General features: G+C 38.0%; 17 protein-coding genes. 7 read left to right on the forward strand and 10 right to left on the reverse strand.

Annotated features, from left to right (window positions below):
• Positions 1 to 109: 109 nt before the first annotated feature.
• From ACIQAA_RS02510 to ACIQAA_RS02520, 3 genes are all read right to left on the reverse strand, one after another.
• Positions 110 to 2,194 (reverse strand): peptidoglycan D,D-transpeptidase FtsI family protein, encoded by a 2,085-nt coding sequence (locus tag ACIQAA_RS02510; protein ID WP_402615595.1) that lies wholly within the window; start codon positions 2,192 to 2,194, stop codon positions 110 to 112.
• Positions 2,195 to 2,402: 208 nt separating this feature from the next.
• On the reverse strand, positions 2,403 to 3,620 hold the full coding sequence (locus ACIQAA_RS02515) for an MFS transporter (RefSeq protein ID WP_402614523.1): 1,218 nt from the start codon (positions 3,618 to 3,620) through the stop codon (positions 2,403 to 2,405).
• Positions 3,621 to 3,729: 109 nt separating this feature from the next.
• The gene (locus tag ACIQAA_RS02520) at positions 3,730 to 4,338 is read right to left on the reverse strand and encodes a superoxide dismutase (RefSeq protein WP_402614526.1); all 609 of its coding nucleotides are present in this window, start codon (positions 4,336 to 4,338) and stop codon (positions 3,730 to 3,732) included.
• Positions 4,339 to 4,581: 243 nt separating this feature from the next.
• Between ACIQAA_RS02520 and ACIQAA_RS02525 the strand changes: the two genes are divergently transcribed.
• A complete protein-coding gene (locus tag ACIQAA_RS02525; RefSeq protein WP_402614529.1) occupies positions 4,582 to 5,316 on the forward strand; it encodes a Crp/Fnr family transcriptional regulator in 735 nt (244 codons plus the stop codon).
• A 37-nt stretch (positions 5,317 to 5,353) separates the two neighbouring features.
• Here ACIQAA_RS02525 and ACIQAA_RS02530 read toward each other — a convergent pair whose 3' ends face one another.
• Positions 5,354 to 5,836 carry a DUF456 domain-containing protein gene (locus tag ACIQAA_RS02530; RefSeq protein WP_402614532.1) on the reverse strand — a complete coding sequence of 161 codons (483 nt, stop codon included), beginning with the start codon at positions 5,834 to 5,836 and terminating at the stop codon, positions 5,354 to 5,356.
• 136 nt (positions 5,837 to 5,972) lie between these two features.
• Here ACIQAA_RS02530 and ACIQAA_RS02535 point away from each other — a divergent pair, with 136 nt between their 5' ends.
• From ACIQAA_RS02535 to ispG, 3 genes are all read left to right on the forward strand, one after another.
• Positions 5,973 to 6,752, forward strand: a complete 780-nt coding sequence (locus ACIQAA_RS02535; RefSeq protein ID WP_402614535.1) for a DUF1189 domain-containing protein — start codon at positions 5,973 to 5,975, stop codon at positions 6,750 to 6,752.
• Between the two features lie 87 nt (positions 6,753 to 6,839).
• Positions 6,840 to 7,169: a hypothetical protein gene (locus ACIQAA_RS02540; RefSeq protein WP_402614538.1), complete on the forward strand. Its 330-nt coding sequence runs from the start codon at positions 6,840 to 6,842 to the stop codon at positions 7,167 to 7,169.
• A gap of 116 nt (positions 7,170 to 7,285) precedes the next feature.
• Positions 7,286 to 8,389, forward strand: coding sequence for a flavodoxin-dependent (E)-4-hydroxy-3-methylbut-2-enyl-diphosphate synthase (gene ispG / locus ACIQAA_RS02545; protein WP_306073827.1), 1,104 nt, complete (start codon positions 7,286 to 7,288; stop codon positions 8,387 to 8,389).
• 190 nt (positions 8,390 to 8,579) lie between these two features.
• Here ispG and ACIQAA_RS02550 read toward each other — a convergent pair whose 3' ends face one another.
• Positions 8,580 to 8,966 carry a hypothetical protein gene (locus tag ACIQAA_RS02550; protein WP_402614540.1) on the reverse strand — a complete coding sequence of 129 codons (387 nt, stop codon included), beginning with the start codon at positions 8,964 to 8,966 and terminating at the stop codon, positions 8,580 to 8,582.
• A 110-nt stretch (positions 8,967 to 9,076) separates the two neighbouring features.
• On the opposite strand from ACIQAA_RS02550, the gene ACIQAA_RS02555 reads away from it, so the two are divergent.
• Entirely contained in the window at positions 9,077 to 9,640 is a 564-nt protein-coding gene (locus ACIQAA_RS02555; protein ID WP_402614544.1) for a hypothetical protein, read from the forward strand.
• A 46-nt stretch (positions 9,641 to 9,686) separates the two neighbouring features.
• On the opposite strand, the gene zur is transcribed toward ACIQAA_RS02555, so the two are convergent.
• Genes zur through ACIQAA_RS02570 form a run of 3 tightly spaced genes read right to left on the reverse strand, consistent with a single transcriptional unit; the run spans position 9,687 to position 11,733 of the window.
• The gene (gene zur, locus ACIQAA_RS02560) at positions 9,687 to 10,097 is read right to left on the reverse strand and encodes a zinc uptake transcriptional repressor Zur (RefSeq protein ID WP_402614547.1); all 411 of its coding nucleotides are present in this window, start codon (positions 10,095 to 10,097) and stop codon (positions 9,687 to 9,689) included.
• Positions 10,094 to 10,957, reverse strand: a complete 864-nt coding sequence (locus tag ACIQAA_RS02565) for a metal ABC transporter permease (protein WP_402614550.1) — start codon at positions 10,955 to 10,957, stop codon at positions 10,094 to 10,096. The genes zur and ACIQAA_RS02565 overlap by 4 nt, the downstream gene beginning before the upstream one ends.
• Positions 10,954 to 11,733, reverse strand: a complete 780-nt coding sequence (locus ACIQAA_RS02570) for a metal ABC transporter ATP-binding protein (RefSeq protein WP_402614553.1) — start codon at positions 11,731 to 11,733, stop codon at positions 10,954 to 10,956. Before ACIQAA_RS02570 ends, ACIQAA_RS02565 begins: the two co-directional genes overlap by 4 nt.
• Before the next feature lie 171 nt (positions 11,734 to 11,904).
• On the opposite strand from ACIQAA_RS02570, the gene ACIQAA_RS02575 reads away from it, so the two are divergent.
• On the forward strand, positions 11,905 to 12,159 hold the full coding sequence (locus ACIQAA_RS02575; RefSeq protein WP_402614556.1) for a DUF2624 domain-containing protein: 255 nt from the start codon (positions 11,905 to 11,907) through the stop codon (positions 12,157 to 12,159).
• A gap of 36 nt (positions 12,160 to 12,195) precedes the next feature.
• Here ACIQAA_RS02575 and ACIQAA_RS02580 read toward each other — a convergent pair whose 3' ends face one another.
• A complete protein-coding gene (locus tag ACIQAA_RS02580) occupies positions 12,196 to 13,089 on the reverse strand; it encodes a deoxyribonuclease IV (RefSeq protein ID WP_402614558.1) in 894 nt (297 codons plus the stop codon).
• 22 nt (positions 13,090 to 13,111) lie between these two features.
• Positions 13,112 to 14,422 carry a DEAD/DEAH box helicase gene (locus tag ACIQAA_RS02585; RefSeq protein WP_402614560.1) on the reverse strand — a complete coding sequence of 437 codons (1,311 nt, stop codon included), beginning with the start codon at positions 14,420 to 14,422 and terminating at the stop codon, positions 13,112 to 13,114.
• A gap of 248 nt (positions 14,423 to 14,670) precedes the next feature.
• Here ACIQAA_RS02585 and vrrA point away from each other — a divergent pair, with 248 nt between their 5' ends.
• Complete coding sequence (vrrA, locus tag ACIQAA_RS02590; protein WP_402614563.1) at positions 14,671 to 15,324, forward strand: VrrA/YqfQ family protein; 654 nt, start codon at positions 14,671 to 14,673, stop codon at positions 15,322 to 15,324.
• Positions 15,325 to 15,383 lie beyond the last annotated feature (59 nt).

Here is a 15,383-nt window from a genome sequence, read left to right on the forward strand (position 1 = left end):
ATGTGTGTATGACTTTTGTAAATCATAAATAATTTTGTACTATTATTATCATGTTCATCTTATTAATAAAAAAACCTGTCTCTAAATTTTGAGACAGGTGTTAGTATTCCTATTGATTTATAAGTGTATCCGATGTTTCATCGGTAACTTCGACATTTTCCCCATTAGTTTGGGTCTGTTTTTTTAGATTAAAATAGGTATCCATAACCCTTCTGCCAATAATATTGGCTGTAGCTGGACCACTGTTTCCTTGGTATGCCCAAGGAACCAAAACAGCCATGGCAACCTCTGGATTATCAGACGGAGCGTAGCTTGTTAGACTCAAATTCATCACTTCAGGTGGTATTTTCCCAAATTTCTTTCGCTCTGGACCATCGTAAAAAGCTTGAGCTGTTCCTGTTTTACCTGCTGGACTGTACGCTGCACCCTTAAAGCTGCTTACACCGGTACCATCCCCAACTTGCATAACCATTCTAAAGCCTTCCTGTACCCGATCGATCCATTCATCCTTACCATCGATACGATTTAATATTGTCGGTTCAATTTCTTGAATAACCGGACCTAGTTGGTTGTTCTCAAGCACCGGTTCACGAATTTCCTTTACAATATGTGGCTGGACTCGATATCCACCGTTTGCAATAGTGGAAACATATTGCGCTAATTGCATTACCGTATAGGTATCATACTGACCAATCGCTAAGTCAAGAAGCAAACCAGGCTGTTTCAACGGTCCGGCATAACCAGTACTCTCATTTGGAAGGTCAATACCGGTTTTTGTACCTAAACCAAATTGACTGAACGATTGACGCATTGTGTCAAAAGCAGTTACGTCAAGTGGAAGCGGCTTATTCGGTGCATATTGTCCACCTGCCATTTCAATGACAGTCTTCCACATATAAACGTTAGATGAAACCTGAAGGGCCCTGAGGTCGTTAATATTTCCAAAGTTCTTCCAAGAAGATTTTGGAGGTGTATTTTTGATCAATAAAGGTGAGTCATAATGGGTCGACCCTGGCTGAATAGCTCCTGTATTATAACCGGTCAATATTGTTGCGCCCTTGACAACGGAACCAACGTTATAAGAAGTCGTGATATTTCCAAGAGCAAAGTCACGCATTTCTTGTTTATTCGTTTCATCGTTTCTAGCAATTTGTTTACCCGCCATGGTTAATATTTCACCAGTGTGGGGGTTCATAAGAACAACAAAGGCACGGTCTAAAAGAGCCGATTTAGAATTTTGCTTTGCATTCCAAAGTTCTTCTTCAATGATTTTTTCGATTTCAAGCTGTAGATTCATATCAATTGTTAGGACAAGATCTTTTCCGCGCTGTCCTTCGGAAACCACTTCAGTGGACAAGATTTTGCCCGCTTTGTCTGTAACATTTTTTACTTTACCTTTTTGACCATGCAGGACATCTTCATATTGAAGCTCAATATAGCTTTTACCAACCCGGTCATTCCGGCTATAATCACGAGCAAGGTATTCCTCTAGTTTATCTTTTGGCAATCCTTCATCAGAAGAAGTAACATTACCAAGTACGGTTTTTAATGTGTTTCCGAAAGCATAATATCGTTCCCAATCTGTGGTCGTATCAACACCAGGCAGACTTTCTAAGTTTTCACTGACTACAGCAAATTCTTCAGGAGTGACATTTTCATTCTTTACGATTTGCTGCGTTAGCGCATAGCCACTGTTAAATTCTCTAAATATCGCAAGTGTTTCTAAATCTTGTGCAGTTAAACTTGCTAAGTCATTTTCATTTATTCTTTTTAGCTGGAGATTATAAATTTCTTTATCATCTAATTCTTCTTTGTCGTATAAGTCCCATTCTTTCTCCGTAATTTTGGCTTTCGCTTTCTCAGGGTTTTTTAATATCCAAAAATCCTGTTTATCACGTTCACGAATTTTTGATATATCTTTATTAATCAGCTGTGCCAATCGTTCAGCGGTTTTGAGCATTTCTTCTTGGCTGGTATCTTGAAATTTTGTATAGGTGATAGCATTTAACGGTGTATTATCTACGATAACTTTCCCGTTCCGGTCAAACATTTTTCCCCGTGGCACCGGGTTGTTAACGGTAATATCTTCCGTTCTCTCAATTTCACGTTTAAAATCCTCTCCATAAACGATTTGGACTAGACCTAAACGCAGGATAAGGACAGAAAACAGCACAAATATAACAAAGAAAAGCATGTTCAGGCGAAAAGTAACATGCGGCTTCTTTTTCTTTTTAATAACCAACTTCTTCACTTCCTTGTCAATTCGACATGATAAGCCTTATTTTAGCGGAAAATCCCCTTATTTTCTATGAAAAAGACTTACCAATTGACAACATCCAACAAATCACACAAAAACCATTTAAATAAAAAAACACGATGAGTAATAGGAACTACTCATCGTGTTAAGCTGTGGGCAATTGGACTCTCCTTACGAACAAATAAATAAGTGAGTGACCGGCACCTAGAAATAATAGCAGGATTGGTATGCTTTGCTTCTCATTAAACCAAGTAACTGCTGCTAGGAAAGACAGTATCGAAACGATTCTCCCCAAGTTAATATAGATTTCGCGGACCACGATATACTCAATTCTCATTTCAGCCGCTTTCCAAGCAGATCCAATTACATCATATGTAGTGGACATATATGGTACAAGCAAAATAGGATAAGCAACGGCAATCATCGCTGCATAAATTAAAAGTTTTACATAATTAACATCCCAGACGATAATCAAAACAGCTATATAAAGGATAATACCACCTACAAGTATTGCCTTTTTTCGCTTGTTTTTTTTAATCAACCGGGATGCAGCATAATAGGCTATGAAGGAAATTCCGGAGTTAATCAGTCCAAAGGTCCCTAGAGCCAGCTCACTTCCCGTCGAAATGTAGACTAGTACTGAGATAATAAATAAAAATGTCCCTTCTCTAAGCCCTTGGAAGAAATTCGCATTTGTGATAAGACGCCAGTTTTCATTTTTCTTTCTTTCTTCTAATATCCTTCTAAAATCATACTTACCATTTGCAGGACGCGGCTTTAATGAAAAACTTAAGAATACAGCAAGTGCAAAGAGAGATAGTGATATTCCAAATACAATTGAATACCCTGTAAATTTTTCAAAACGAGTAATAATAATTCCAGCAGCAATTGGGCCGATCATCCCGCCGGTAGAAGATAAAATTCCTAAAAAGCCGTTAAAAAAATCTCTTGTCTCAGGTTCAGTTATTTCAAATGTTAGGACATTATAAGCCAGCCAATAAAAACCATATCCAACTCCAAGCAGGCTTCCTAACAGTAATAGATAGGTTGATGCATTTTTCCCGGTTATTAAAACCATCAAATAAAATATCGCTAAAAAACTGACTCCGATTCGTAACACTTTAACACGATCGATTTTTTTTGCCCATCTGCCTGCTAAGATAAAGGTTAATGGCTGTAAAATAACAATCGAAAGGTTATAAAGGGCTAGGTCAGAATATTCTCCCGTTTGTTTCCATAAATAAATATTCACAAAAGTATTTGATAGTGAAACACTTAAAGAATATAAACCACCAATGATTAACAGCAAGGATAAATCTTTTGTTAATTCTACGTCACCTAAAAACTTAAATTTTTTCGCCATAGTAACTCCCCTTTGTGATAAGGGTTATTCTTTAACAAGGAGGGAGCCTTTATACGAAAAAATAAAAAGACAGCTGAAATAATCAGCTGCCTTTTCTACATAATGAGTATTATTTTGCTGCAGTGTAACGTTTTGAAACTTCATCCCAGTTAACAACGTTCCAGAAAGAAGCGATGTAGTCAGGACGACGGTTTTGATAGTTAAGGTAATACGCATGCTCCCAAACATCAAGACCAAGGATAGGTGTTTTACCTTCCATTATAGGTGAGTCTTGGTTTGGTGTGCTTGAAACTTCTAATTCACCATTGCTTACAGACAGCCAAGCCCAGCCTGAACCAAAACGAGTTGTTGCAGCCTTTGCAAACTCATCTTTAAAGCTTTCAAAGCTGCCAAACTTATTGTTAATTGCGTCAGCTAGCTCACCAGATGGTGCACCGCCGCCATTTGGAGCAAGAATTTGCCAGAATAATGAGTGGTTAGCGTGACCGCCGCCATTATTACGTACAGCAGTACGAGCTGCTTCAGGAACTGCCTCTAGGTTAGCAATAACTTCTTCAACAGATTTTGCTAATAATTCATCATTGCCTTGAAGAGCGTTATTTAGGTTTGTTACGTATGTGTTGTGATGTTTTGTGTGATGAATATTCATTGTTTCTTTGTCAATGTGAGGCTCAAGCGCGTCATAAGCGTAAGGTAATTGTGGTAATTCAAATGCCATTGGTATTTCCTCCTATGTATACTAAAGTTTTTTAGCCTTAAAGATATGTCTAAACTCAAAACGATTTTAGAATATTCCTAAAGCTTTGTAGCTTAAGATTATCAAAGAAAGTGTTTTCTTTCAAATAAAAAGCTCTGTGCTCCTAACAAATATACAATTTCCTTCCAAAGAAATTTTTATACGCTATTTTTTTCTAGTTTTCAATAAATTGTCATGTTTCAACTGGTGATAGGTTGTTAATACATGATTAAATCAAGTTGTGGGTGTAAAGGAGATGGACATATGCTAAGAAGCAGCTTTTCAATATATAGCTTATTAGAACAATTCTTTCAGAAAACAGATCAAATTCTAAAGGTAAAAGCAGGCAGTGTTCTTTTTCAGGAGAAAGATCCGGTGGAATATGTATATCTTTTGCTCAGCGGAACAGTGGCACTGGGGAGAGTCCACATGCGCGGAAAGGATTTTATATTAAAAATATTAAATACCAGCGAAATGATTGTTGATTATCAGCTATTTAAACATAACCCTCATTATCAGTGTTATGCAAAGGCACTGTCCGACAGTGAAATTCTTGCCATCAAAAAAGATCAATTTGAGGAATTTTTAATGAATGACCCTGATGCCATGAATGCTTTTGCATCCTGGTTGAGCACAAGCTACCTAAAAGCCCAAATGAAATGCCAGGATCTAATCATGAATGGGAAAAAAGGCGGCCTATATTCCATTCTCATTCGCCTTTGCAATACCTATGGCGTAATGACAGAGGATGGTATTCTTATTGATCTGCCATTAACACATCAGGAACTTGCCAATTTAACATTCGGAACTAGGGAAGTCATTCAACGTGCATTAAAAGAATTGCGGGAAAAAGATGTAATTACCTATGATCAGCAAAAATTCACGATAAAAAATATTAGATACCTAAAAGAAGAAGTCGACTGCCAAAACTGTCCCTATGAAATTTGCGGTGTAAATTAAATAATCCTCCTCACTGCCTGTGAGGAGGATTTTTCGACTAAAAAACAACTAACAGGAAGTAAACAATCATTAGAGTTTGAATAATTGCTTTTGTTATGACACTGCTTATAAAGCCAATAACAGATCCAAAACCGATTTTTAAACTGTTTTTGAAATCTCGTTTATTAACGAGAAGCTCCGCTGCTACTGCGCCAATAAATGGACCAATTAGAATTCCCAGAAACGGAATAATGAAAGGTCCGACTAAAAGTCCTATTGTACTGCCCCAAACGCCAGCCTTTGATCCACCATATTTTTGTACCCCAATCATATTGGCGATATAATCTGCGACAAACAAAAGGATAATAAAAAAACTTTGAATCAGCCAAAAGAACAAGCCAAACGGCTCGAATGAAAAAAAGATACCATATAATATATATCCAGCTAATAGAAACAAAACACTTGGGATGATGGGGTAAACCAGACCGACAAACCCAATGATAAAAAGAATTGAAATGATTGACCAATAAACGATCTCCATGATTTCTCCATCCTTTTGAAGTTTATTCTTTACCTTATACGCATATCTCACTAAATAGTTTCATAAATCATCATTCTTGTTTATATTCACGCCTAAAGATACAATAGAGTGGTGAATCTTTATTAGGGTGGTAATTATGAATATTTTCAAGCAATTTTATAAAAGTATCTATTCTCCAAAGGATATTGCTTCTTTCCGTTTTCAGGGAATTGGAAAAACCATTTTATATGTATTTTTTCTCACGTTCTTATCTATTTTGCCATCGATTTATTACTTAAATACAATGCTTAACGCGGGGATTGAAAGTACTAAATCAGTCATTAACGATGATATCCCCTCTTTTACCATAGAAAATGGAACCCTTTCTGCTGAGACGGATGTACCTATAACCATTGATAAAGGCGATTTCTCCATCATTGTAGATCCTACTGGTGTCATTACAAACGAGGATGTGGAGGACAAGGACAACGCCATCGCTTTGCTGAAAAATGAAATTACGGTCGCAGCAGGCGGAAGAATTGATTCCTATTCTTACTCTATGACGGAAGGTTTAACACTTACGAAAGCAGATTTTATCGATATAGTTGATACCGTTGATGGGATGAAGGGAATCATTATTCCTGTTATATCTATTTTTATATTTCTTGTATCAAGTGCCGTAAGCTTTATCGAAGTGTCCATTCTAGCTTGGATCGGTTTATTATTAAAAAATCTTGCAGGCAGAAGTATTAGTTATCGCCGCTTATGGAGAATGGCTGCCTACAGTGTAACGCTGCCAACGGTTTTCTTTACGATTATGAGCGCACTTAATACACCAGTACCAAATAGCTTTTATATTAATTGGTTTGTTGAAATCATCATCTTATTTTTAGCGGTAAAAGAAATACCCAACGAAAAAACAAAAATTGAGAGTTAAACGCACCCCTTAGGTGCGTTTTTTCGTTCTATATAGAAGTGGACAAGCATAGGAATGTACAAACATCCCATTTTGGAGGCCTATTTCATGAAAAGAATTTGTCTTTTTTTATTTGGACTTCTTACCATTTATGTAATATATATTGATTTAACGGCAGGTACCCTGCCGAAAGAGGAAACCCAAAAACCAGAACAAACAGTTGCGACAATGACCAACATTAACAATTCGGTGGACTCTTTTGAAGCTGAAGTGGAACCCGGTGAAACCCTGATATCAATCGTAGAAAGTCATATAAAAAAGCCGTTGCCTGTATCAATTGATGAACTCATTGAAGATTTTCAAAGCTTAAATCCAGGTTTATCTCCAGAAAAGATTCAAATTGGATCTACTTATGAGTTTCCTGACTACTCTAAATAGGGAGACAAAAGCGTCTGTCTTGTCAAGATTAGCAAAGGACTGATAAAATAATAGGTGCATGTTTAAACTAACCATTATTCGAATCCAATTTGAAGGAGCGAATTTCCTTGAGTGAAATTACACATCGTACAAAAACCCGTCCCGTTAAGGTTGGTAATTTAACGATTGGCGGAAGTAACGAATTATTTATACAAAGCATGACCACTACTAAAACACATGACGTTGAAGCAACCGTTGCTGAAATCAAACGTCTTGAAGAAGCAGGCTGCCAGATTGTTCGTGTTGCCTGCCCGGACGAAAGAGCGGCAAATGCGATTCCTGAAATCAAAAAGAGAATTAATATTCCTTTAGTAGTTGATATTCATTTTGATTATAAATTGGCGCTTAAAGCCATTGAAGGCGGCGCTGATAAAATTCGGATTAATCCAGGAAACATCGGAAAAAGAGAAAAAGTGGAAGCTGTTGTGAATGCTGCCAAGAAGCGCGGAATTCCAATCCGTATCGGTGTAAATGCCGGCTCGCTAGAAAAAAGAATTCTTGAAAAATACGGGTATCCTACTGCCGATGGTATGGTCGAAAGTGCTCTCCATCATATCAAAATTCTGGAAGACCTGGATTTCCACGATATTATTGTTTCCATGAAGGCATCAGATGTAAACCTTGCAATTGAAGCATATGAAAAAGCATCAAAGGCATTCGATTATCCTCTGCACTTAGGTATTACAGAGTCAGGTACTTTATTTGCTGGTACTGTAAAAAGTGCGGCTGGACTAGGAGCAATTATTAGCAAAGGTATTGGTAATACACTCCGTATTTCCTTAAGTGCTGATCCAGTTGAAGAAGTTAAAGTTGCCAGAGAGCTTTTAAAAGTATTTGGTCTATCATCGAATGCTGCAACGTTAATTTCGTGTCCAACCTGTGGCAGAATCGAAATTGATTTAATCAGTATTGCCAATGAAGTCGAAGATTATATTTCGAAAATAAAAGCGCCCATTAAAGTAGCCGTTTTAGGATGTGCAGTAAATGGACCTGGTGAAGCCAGAGAAGCTGACATTGGTATTGCAGGCGCACGTGGTGAGGGCTTACTATTCCGTAAGGGTGAAATCGTTCGTAAAGTTCCTGAAGACCAGTTAGTCGATGAATTGAAAAAAGAAATCGATCAAATTGCTGAGGAATATTTCCAGAAAAAGGCGCTAGAGGAAGCAGAAGTAACCAAATAAAATCATTAAGAAACCCGGCAAAACTGCCGGGTTTCTTTTCTTGTCTAGCTTCAGCGCCTAGGGGCTCGGGGTCATAAGCCAATCCGTCAAGAAGGTAAAGTGCAACCTTCTCGCCGGCCCGTCTTATGCCTGTCGCCACTAAACAAAGCGCTTATGCTTTTCTTATTGCCCCTATATTTGCAAGCTGCTGTTAAAAGAACGGCAGGATAAAGATACCGACGATAATCGAAATGGCACCTATCCCGATTGCCCACGCGCCAAGACCTTCGGCTCCTCGACGTCTAGCAACGAATCCTAACACAATACCTACTGCACCAAAAAGAATCGGCATTACAAACAGTGATAAAATAGATAACGCTAAGGCAGCCCATCCCATTCCTGTACCAGCCTTTGTACCCGTGCCAGCCCCGGAACTATCTTTTGATTTTTCTTGGAAGGTTGGTCGGGTTATAGCAACAGGTGCTGCAATTTCAGCAGCCGTTTCTTCTCTATATTCGGAAGAGTTGTTTGGGTTATTTTGGTTAGACTTTGGACTTGGGAGATACCCAGCCACTTTCGTGTCTTTTTTATCTTCCATCCGAATCCCTCACTTTCAGTAATAGGAGCATTAATTATTGTTTGTAACTTTCATCATTTTAGTTATGGTAAAATAAAGTTAAAAAACTTGGCAGTTGAAGGTGACTACATATGAGGAAAAGATTTGGAATTGATATTGATGGTACCGTAACGTGTCCATCAGCACTAGTACCGTTCATTAATGAAGGATTTGGATTAAACATCACATTAGAGGATGTAAAAGAATATGACTTAACGAAGGTTGTTCAAGTACCTGAGGAAAAATTTTCAAAATGGTTTGTTGAAAATGAGCCAATCATTTATGAACAATCTCCCCTTGCAGAAGGAGCAGAAATAATCCTGAACAAATGGAAAAAGGAACATGAATTATTCTTTATAAGCGCAAGGGGTTCACACCTATTAGAAAATACAAAAAAATGGTTTAGTAAAAAAGGCTTGTCCTACCATCATATCGAGTTAATCGGTTCTCATGACAAGGTAGCAGCCGCAAAACGGCATGGAGTTGATATTTTTCTCGAGGATAAACACGACAATGCCGTTATGATTCATGAAGAATGTGATATACCCGTTCTTTTGTTTAATACTCCCTATAACCAGGACCCAATTCCAAAAGGTGTAGTACGAGTTAATAATTGGTTTGAAGCGAATAATTGGGTTAAAAATTGGCTTGGATAAATAGCAAAAAACAGCATGGCTAACAATAATGCCATGCTGTTTGTTATTAATTGCACTCAGGGCAACGTCCATAAATTTCGAATTTGTGTCCTGATATATCGTACCCTTTTAAATCCTCACTTAAGCCGTTCATTGGGCAAGTTTCAATTTCCTTGGTCTTACCGCAATCCATACAGATGAAATGATGATGGTGCTGGTGGCGTGAACAGGAAAAGCGAAAATGCTTTTCACCAGATAGCTCCGTCATTTCAAGGATTCCCATTTTAACAAAAAGAGAAAGATTTCGATAAATGGTATCAAAGCTTAGCCCTGGATAGTCTTCCTTTAATTCATCTAAGACATCCTTCGCTGTTAAGTATTTATCGCTGTCTGCAAACAATTGTAGCATGTCTTCTCTCTTCCCTGTTTGTTTAAATCCATTTTCCTTTAAGAATTGAATGGCTTCATTAACATTCATCCAGCTGCACCCCCTTGTGAGACCTGATTTTTAATCATTAATTTTTTATAAACAATGGTAAATACTAAAATAGCCACTGCAATTATGACGATCGTTCCACCAGGAGCAAGGTCTAAATAATAAGAGCTAAACAGTCCCCCAAGAACAGCTATTTCTCCAAAAACAATCGACAAAAAGATGGTTTGTTTAAATCCCTTAGCAATGCGGATACTGGCTGCAACTGGTAAAGTCATCAATGAAGAAACAAGCATGATTCCTACAATTCGCATAGAGGCAGCAATGACAAGTGCCACCATGATAATAAAAATGAAGTGAATGCTTTTTGCCGCTATCCCTGAGGCTTTAGCGTGCTCTTCATCAAAAGATAACAAAAATAGTTCTTTATATAATAAAATGACCGTGATCACTACGGCGATACTAATTACAAAAATCACCCATAAATCTGTGCGACTTACCGCAGAAACACTTCCGAATAAATAACTATACAAATCCGTATTAAAACCATCAGCGAGTGAAATGAAGATGACGCCAAGGCCTATACCGCCAGATAAAATAATCGGGATAGCAAGCTCTTGGTAATGTTTATAAACGCCCCGCAGCTTTTCAATGAACAGTGAGCCCCCTACTGAAAAGACCATTCCTAAGTAAAGGGGATTTAGACCACTTAATGCAACAAAGTACTTTTCAAGTAATAGACTGGCTGCTATTCCCGCCAATGTGACATGACTTAGGGCATCGGCAATTAATGAAAGCCGACGGACAACGATGAAGACACCTAAAAGGGGTGCAAGAAATCCTATCAAGATTCCCGTTAGGAAAGCATTTTGTAAAAATTCATATTGAAAAATTCCTTGAATCATTTAAAAACGCCTCCGTGGTCATGGTGATGGGAAAGAAGATGGACATCCGTCCCATAAAATTCTGACATCCCCTCACTTCGATGTTGTTCGAATTCACTGGTTTCCCCATGAAAATGTAAATGCTTGTTTAGACAAGCTACATGGGTCACCTTATCTGAAATCGTTCCGATGTCATGTGTAACTAAGAGGAGTGTTATCCCCCGCTTCTTATTTAAGTCAGCAAGCATATGATAAAATGAGTTTACATTTTCAGCGTCCACCCCAACTGTTGGCTCATCAAGAATTAATAGCTTGGGTTCACTCACAAGAGCACGAGCAATGAAGACTCTTTGCTGCTGCCCGCCTGATAACTCACCGATATTTCGATTACTAAACTTCCTCATTCCTACAGCTTCCAATGCTTCATGGACTGTTTGAGTGTGTTCTTTCTTAAAAAAGCGGAACAGCCCAAGCTTCTTTGTTAATCCACTTGAAACTACTTCAAAAACGGTAGCAGGAAAACCGGTATTAAATGAATTGGCCTTTTGCGATACATAACCGATTTGCTGCCAATCTTTGAATTTACGCATTTCCTGCCCAAATAAGCGAATTTCACCTTTTTGCGGCTTTAATAATCCCAAAATCAATTTTAATAGCGTTGACTTCCCTGAACCATTTGGACCGACGATCGCCAGAAATGAACCATTTGGTACAGTTAGGTTAATGTTTTCTAGGACCGTATCCTTTTCATAGCGATAGGAAAGTTTTTTTATTTCAATAATAGATTGTGATTTCATACACTCACACCTTAATTTTAAGAATCATTCCGATTTAACTTAAAGTAGTATACAATAGGAAATAATCAATGTAAAGTCTTTACCTTTACAAGATTCTAATAAATTGTCATCGTTCCCTTTTTGTAACACTCTATTTTCCCCCTTCATACAGTAGATGAAGGGGTGATGAGTGTGAAAATTTTTGAAAGTATCATAAATCATAAGATAAATACCATTACTGGTGATGAACTATTCAAGTATGCACAACAATTTAATATCCGGGTAAATCGGCAGCAAGCATATAAGGTTGCTCAATACTTAAAAGGGAAAAATGTAAATATATTTGATGACCGTGAAAGATCGGCTTTGATTAAAGAAATTGCTAAAATTGCAGGACCTGACGTGGCAAGAGAAGTGAATAAACTTTTTGTTCAATTTACCAAATGACACTCAAAAAGCTGTGCCCAAAGCACAGCTTTTTTGTTACCCAAGCATAATTCTATCCAGCAGGTCTTCGTTAAACTTTTGTTGACGGAGCATTTCAATTTCGAATGCATAGGGCGGCTTTTTATTATCTTTATCTTCTCCGACGAATGGTGTTTCAAGAATTTTCGGGATATCGGTCAGCTGCGGATGGTGGACGATATAATTGAGGGCTTTGAAGCCAATATGGCCAAAGCCGATATTTTCGTGACGGTCTTTTCTCATACCTACTGCATTTTTACTATCGTTGATATGGAGAACTTTTAACCTGTCTATTCCAACAATTTTATCGAATTCATTTAACACACCATCAAAGTCTTCGACTATGTTGTATCCGGCATCGTGGGTATGACACGTATCAAAACATACCGAAAGCCGATCGCTATAGTTTACGCCATCAATGATCATCGCCAATTCCTCAAACGACTTTCCACATTCAGAACCTTTGCCTGCCATTGTTTCTAAGGCTATTTGGAGCTGCTCTTTTCCCGTTAAAACTTCATTTAAGCCTTCAATGATTTTCTTTATACCAGCTTCTGTACCGGCGCCGACATGTGCACCAGGGTGCAGAACAATTTGCTTTGCTCCAATGGCTTCAGTTCTTTCAATTTCTGTCCGTAAGAATCTTACACCTAACTCAAACGTGTCAGGATTTGTGGTATTCCCAATATTAATAATGTATGGAGCATGGACAACAATATCAGAGATACCGTTGGCCTCCATATGCCTTCTGCCTTCATCAATATTCAAATCTTCAATTTTCTTTCTTCTAGTGTTTTGCGGAGCGCCAGTATAAATCATAAATGTATTAGCACCATACGATACAGCTTCCGCGCTCGCTGCCAATAACATTTTTTTACCGCTCATTGAAACATGTGAACCTATTTTCAACAAACCTTTTCTCTCCCTTCCCGTCTTACTTCTTCTTTAATCTTCTTTGACGTTTCTTTATTTTGTCCATTTCCCACTGCATTTTCTTTTTATAGCCTGGCTTTACTTTTTGAGGTTTTTTAACCATTGATTTAGCAGTCTTCTCTGCCTCATCCTCTTTCCTTACACGGGTTTTTCTTTTATTTCGATCTTCTAATTCAACAAATTCCTCTTTTTTAAGGTCGACGTACTTAAATTGAATCCCCATTTTTTCAAGACGGTTCAATGCATCCTCGTCAGATATATCATAGATTGTCAAGGCTACTCCCGTATTACCAGCTCTTGCAGTCCGTCCTACTCGGTGAACGTAAAAGTCTAGATCTGTAGGCAGCTCATAGTTAATAACATGACTGATTCCTTCAATATCAATTCCCCTTGAAGCAAGGTCAGTGGCAACAATATATTGGTACTCTAAATCTTGTATTTGCTTCATCATTTTTTTTCGTTCGCGTGGGTTTAAATCACCGTGGACGCGGGCGACCTTAAGACCTTTATCAATCAAAAAGTTGGCAACTTCTTCAGCCATTTTTTTGGTATTAGTAAATACGATTGCTAAATATGGGTTGTACTGCATAAGTGCATCGTGAACAAGCTGCTTTTTATTTCGGTGTCTTGAAGGTAAGAGATAATGAGTTAAATTTTCTGCCGTTTTTCTTTTCGCATCAATATGAATCGTTTTCGGATTTTCCATGTACTTTTTAAGAAACGGTTTAAGCTTTTCTGGAATGGTTGCTGAAAATACTAGCATCTGCAATTTTTCAGGCATTTTCGCTGCTACTTGATCCAAATCCTCAATAAAGCCCATGTCGAGCATCATATCTGCTTCATCCACTACAAGTACTTCTGAAGTATGAACAAAGAGTGCTTGTTCAACCATGAGGTCTTTTATTCTGCCTGGAGTACCTACTACAATATGTGGCTGTACCTTTAATTTATCGATCGTTCTTTGCTTGTCTGTTCCACCAATATAACATCTCGTCATGATTGCCTTATCAGGACTGCAATGCTCTGTCACCTTTAAAATTTGATGATAGATTTGCGAAGCAAGCTCTCTTGTTGGCGCCGTAATCACAGCTTGTACCTCTTGGCGCTCTGGATTGATCCGTTCTAGTATCGGCAAAACAAAAGCAAGTGTTTTCCCTGTTCCAGTTTGTGATTGACCAATGGCACTTTCATTTTTTAAAACTAACGGAATCATCCGTTCTTGAATTTCTGTTGGTTCATTAAAACCTTGTTCCTTAACTGCTTCTATAATAAAAGGCTGAAAATTAAAACGTTCAAAACGATTTTGCTTCATATTATTGCTCCTTATATATTAATATCTACCGTTTATGGAGTAAGTTCCTTACTTTAGCAAGAGCTTCCACTTTTCTGTCCATCATATCATTATAGTAAAGATTCATTTAAATAACCAGTTATTATCATCTTTTACCTTTGAACAACTTTTAATCATGAAAATTCACGTTTATTCTTGTGTTAATTCCTAAACCAATTTCAGGTAATTGCATACCATAATTTATAAGGCTTTTAGAGGAGGACATACGTATGCAGCAGCCTAGACCGAGATTTCCCACGCAAGGGCGTATGGGTCCATATATGATGGGTCCTGGACCTTTTGGAGGTCAACAACAAATGATGAATCCCTATGGCGGTAATGTACCAATGATGGGAATCCAGCACAACTATAACGGCGGCAGAGCCATGATGGGACAACCGATGGGAAGAGGACAAGGAAGAAGAAATGGCGGAGGATTACTTTCAAAAATTCTCGGCGGGAAAAAGCAGGGCAATCAATTGGGAGGGCCTAGAGGTAGACAGACAGCAACTGTTCCAAACAGTTCTAGAGGAGTTGGCTCTATACTTCAAACCCTAAGCAATCCTGAAAGTCTCACAGGATTTCTAAATAATACACAACAGGTTTTAAAGACAGCCCAATCTATCGGGCCAATGATTCAGCAATACGGGCCAATAGTAAAGAATCTTCCTATGATGTGGAAACTATATAAGGGATTTAAAGATCTGCCAACTGAGGAAAAATCTGAGACCGAAAAAACAGACAATCCTATCATGCAAGAGCAATCTGTCCAAGCAGAAGAAGAACTGAAGCGAAAACCGAAAAGGAAAATGGATGTAGAAAATCAGCCAGTTGCGCCAAGAAAACATCACAACGGTCCTTCTATGCCAAAACTATACATTTAATTTAGGGGTGCTGAGAAAACAGCATCTTTTTTTATTTTTCTTATTTTCACAGGAAAATT

Source organism: Neobacillus sp. NPDC093182 (assembly GCF_044754045.1).

Coding starts and splice junctions, on each gene's coding strand:
- ACIQAA_RS02540 (WP_402614538.1), top strand. CDS start 6,840: ATGAAAAGAATTTGTCTTTTTTTATTTGGACTTCTTACCATTTATGTA.
- zur (WP_402614547.1), bottom strand. CDS start 10,097: ATGAATGTTAATGAAGCCATTCAATTCTTAAAGGAAAATGGATTTAAA.
- ACIQAA_RS02515 (WP_402614523.1), bottom strand. CDS start 3,620: ATGGCGAAAAAATTTAAGTTTTTAGGTGACGTAGAATTAACAAAAGAT.
- ACIQAA_RS02535 (WP_402614535.1), top strand. CDS start 5,973: ATGAATATTTTCAAGCAATTTTATAAAAGTATCTATTCTCCAAAGGAT.
- ACIQAA_RS02565 (WP_402614550.1), bottom strand. CDS start 10,957: ATGATTCAAGGAATTTTTCAATATGAATTTTTACAAAATGCTTTCCTA.
- ACIQAA_RS02585 (WP_402614560.1), bottom strand. CDS start 14,422: ATGAAGCAAAATCGTTTTGAACGTTTTAATTTTCAGCCTTTTATTATA.
- ACIQAA_RS02570 (WP_402614553.1), bottom strand. CDS start 11,733: ATGAAATCACAATCTATTATTGAAATAAAAAAACTTTCCTATCGCTAT.
- ACIQAA_RS02555 (WP_402614544.1), top strand. CDS start 9,077: ATGAGGAAAAGATTTGGAATTGATATTGATGGTACCGTAACGTGTCCA.
- ACIQAA_RS02550 (WP_402614540.1), bottom strand. CDS start 8,966: ATGGAAGATAAAAAAGACACGAAAGTGGCTGGGTATCTCCCAAGTCCA.
- vrrA (WP_402614563.1), top strand. CDS start 14,671: ATGCAGCAGCCTAGACCGAGATTTCCCACGCAAGGGCGTATGGGTCCA.
- ACIQAA_RS02525 (WP_402614529.1), top strand. CDS start 4,582: ATGATTAAATCAAGTTGTGGGTGTAAAGGAGATGGACATATGCTAAGA.
- ACIQAA_RS02520 (WP_402614526.1), bottom strand. CDS start 4,338: ATGGCATTTGAATTACCACAATTACCTTACGCTTATGACGCGCTTGAG.
- ACIQAA_RS02530 (WP_402614532.1), bottom strand. CDS start 5,836: ATGGAGATCGTTTATTGGTCAATCATTTCAATTCTTTTTATCATTGGG.
- ACIQAA_RS02510 (WP_402615595.1), bottom strand. CDS start 2,194: ATGCTTTTCTTTGTTATATTTGTGCTGTTTTCTGTCCTTATCCTGCGT.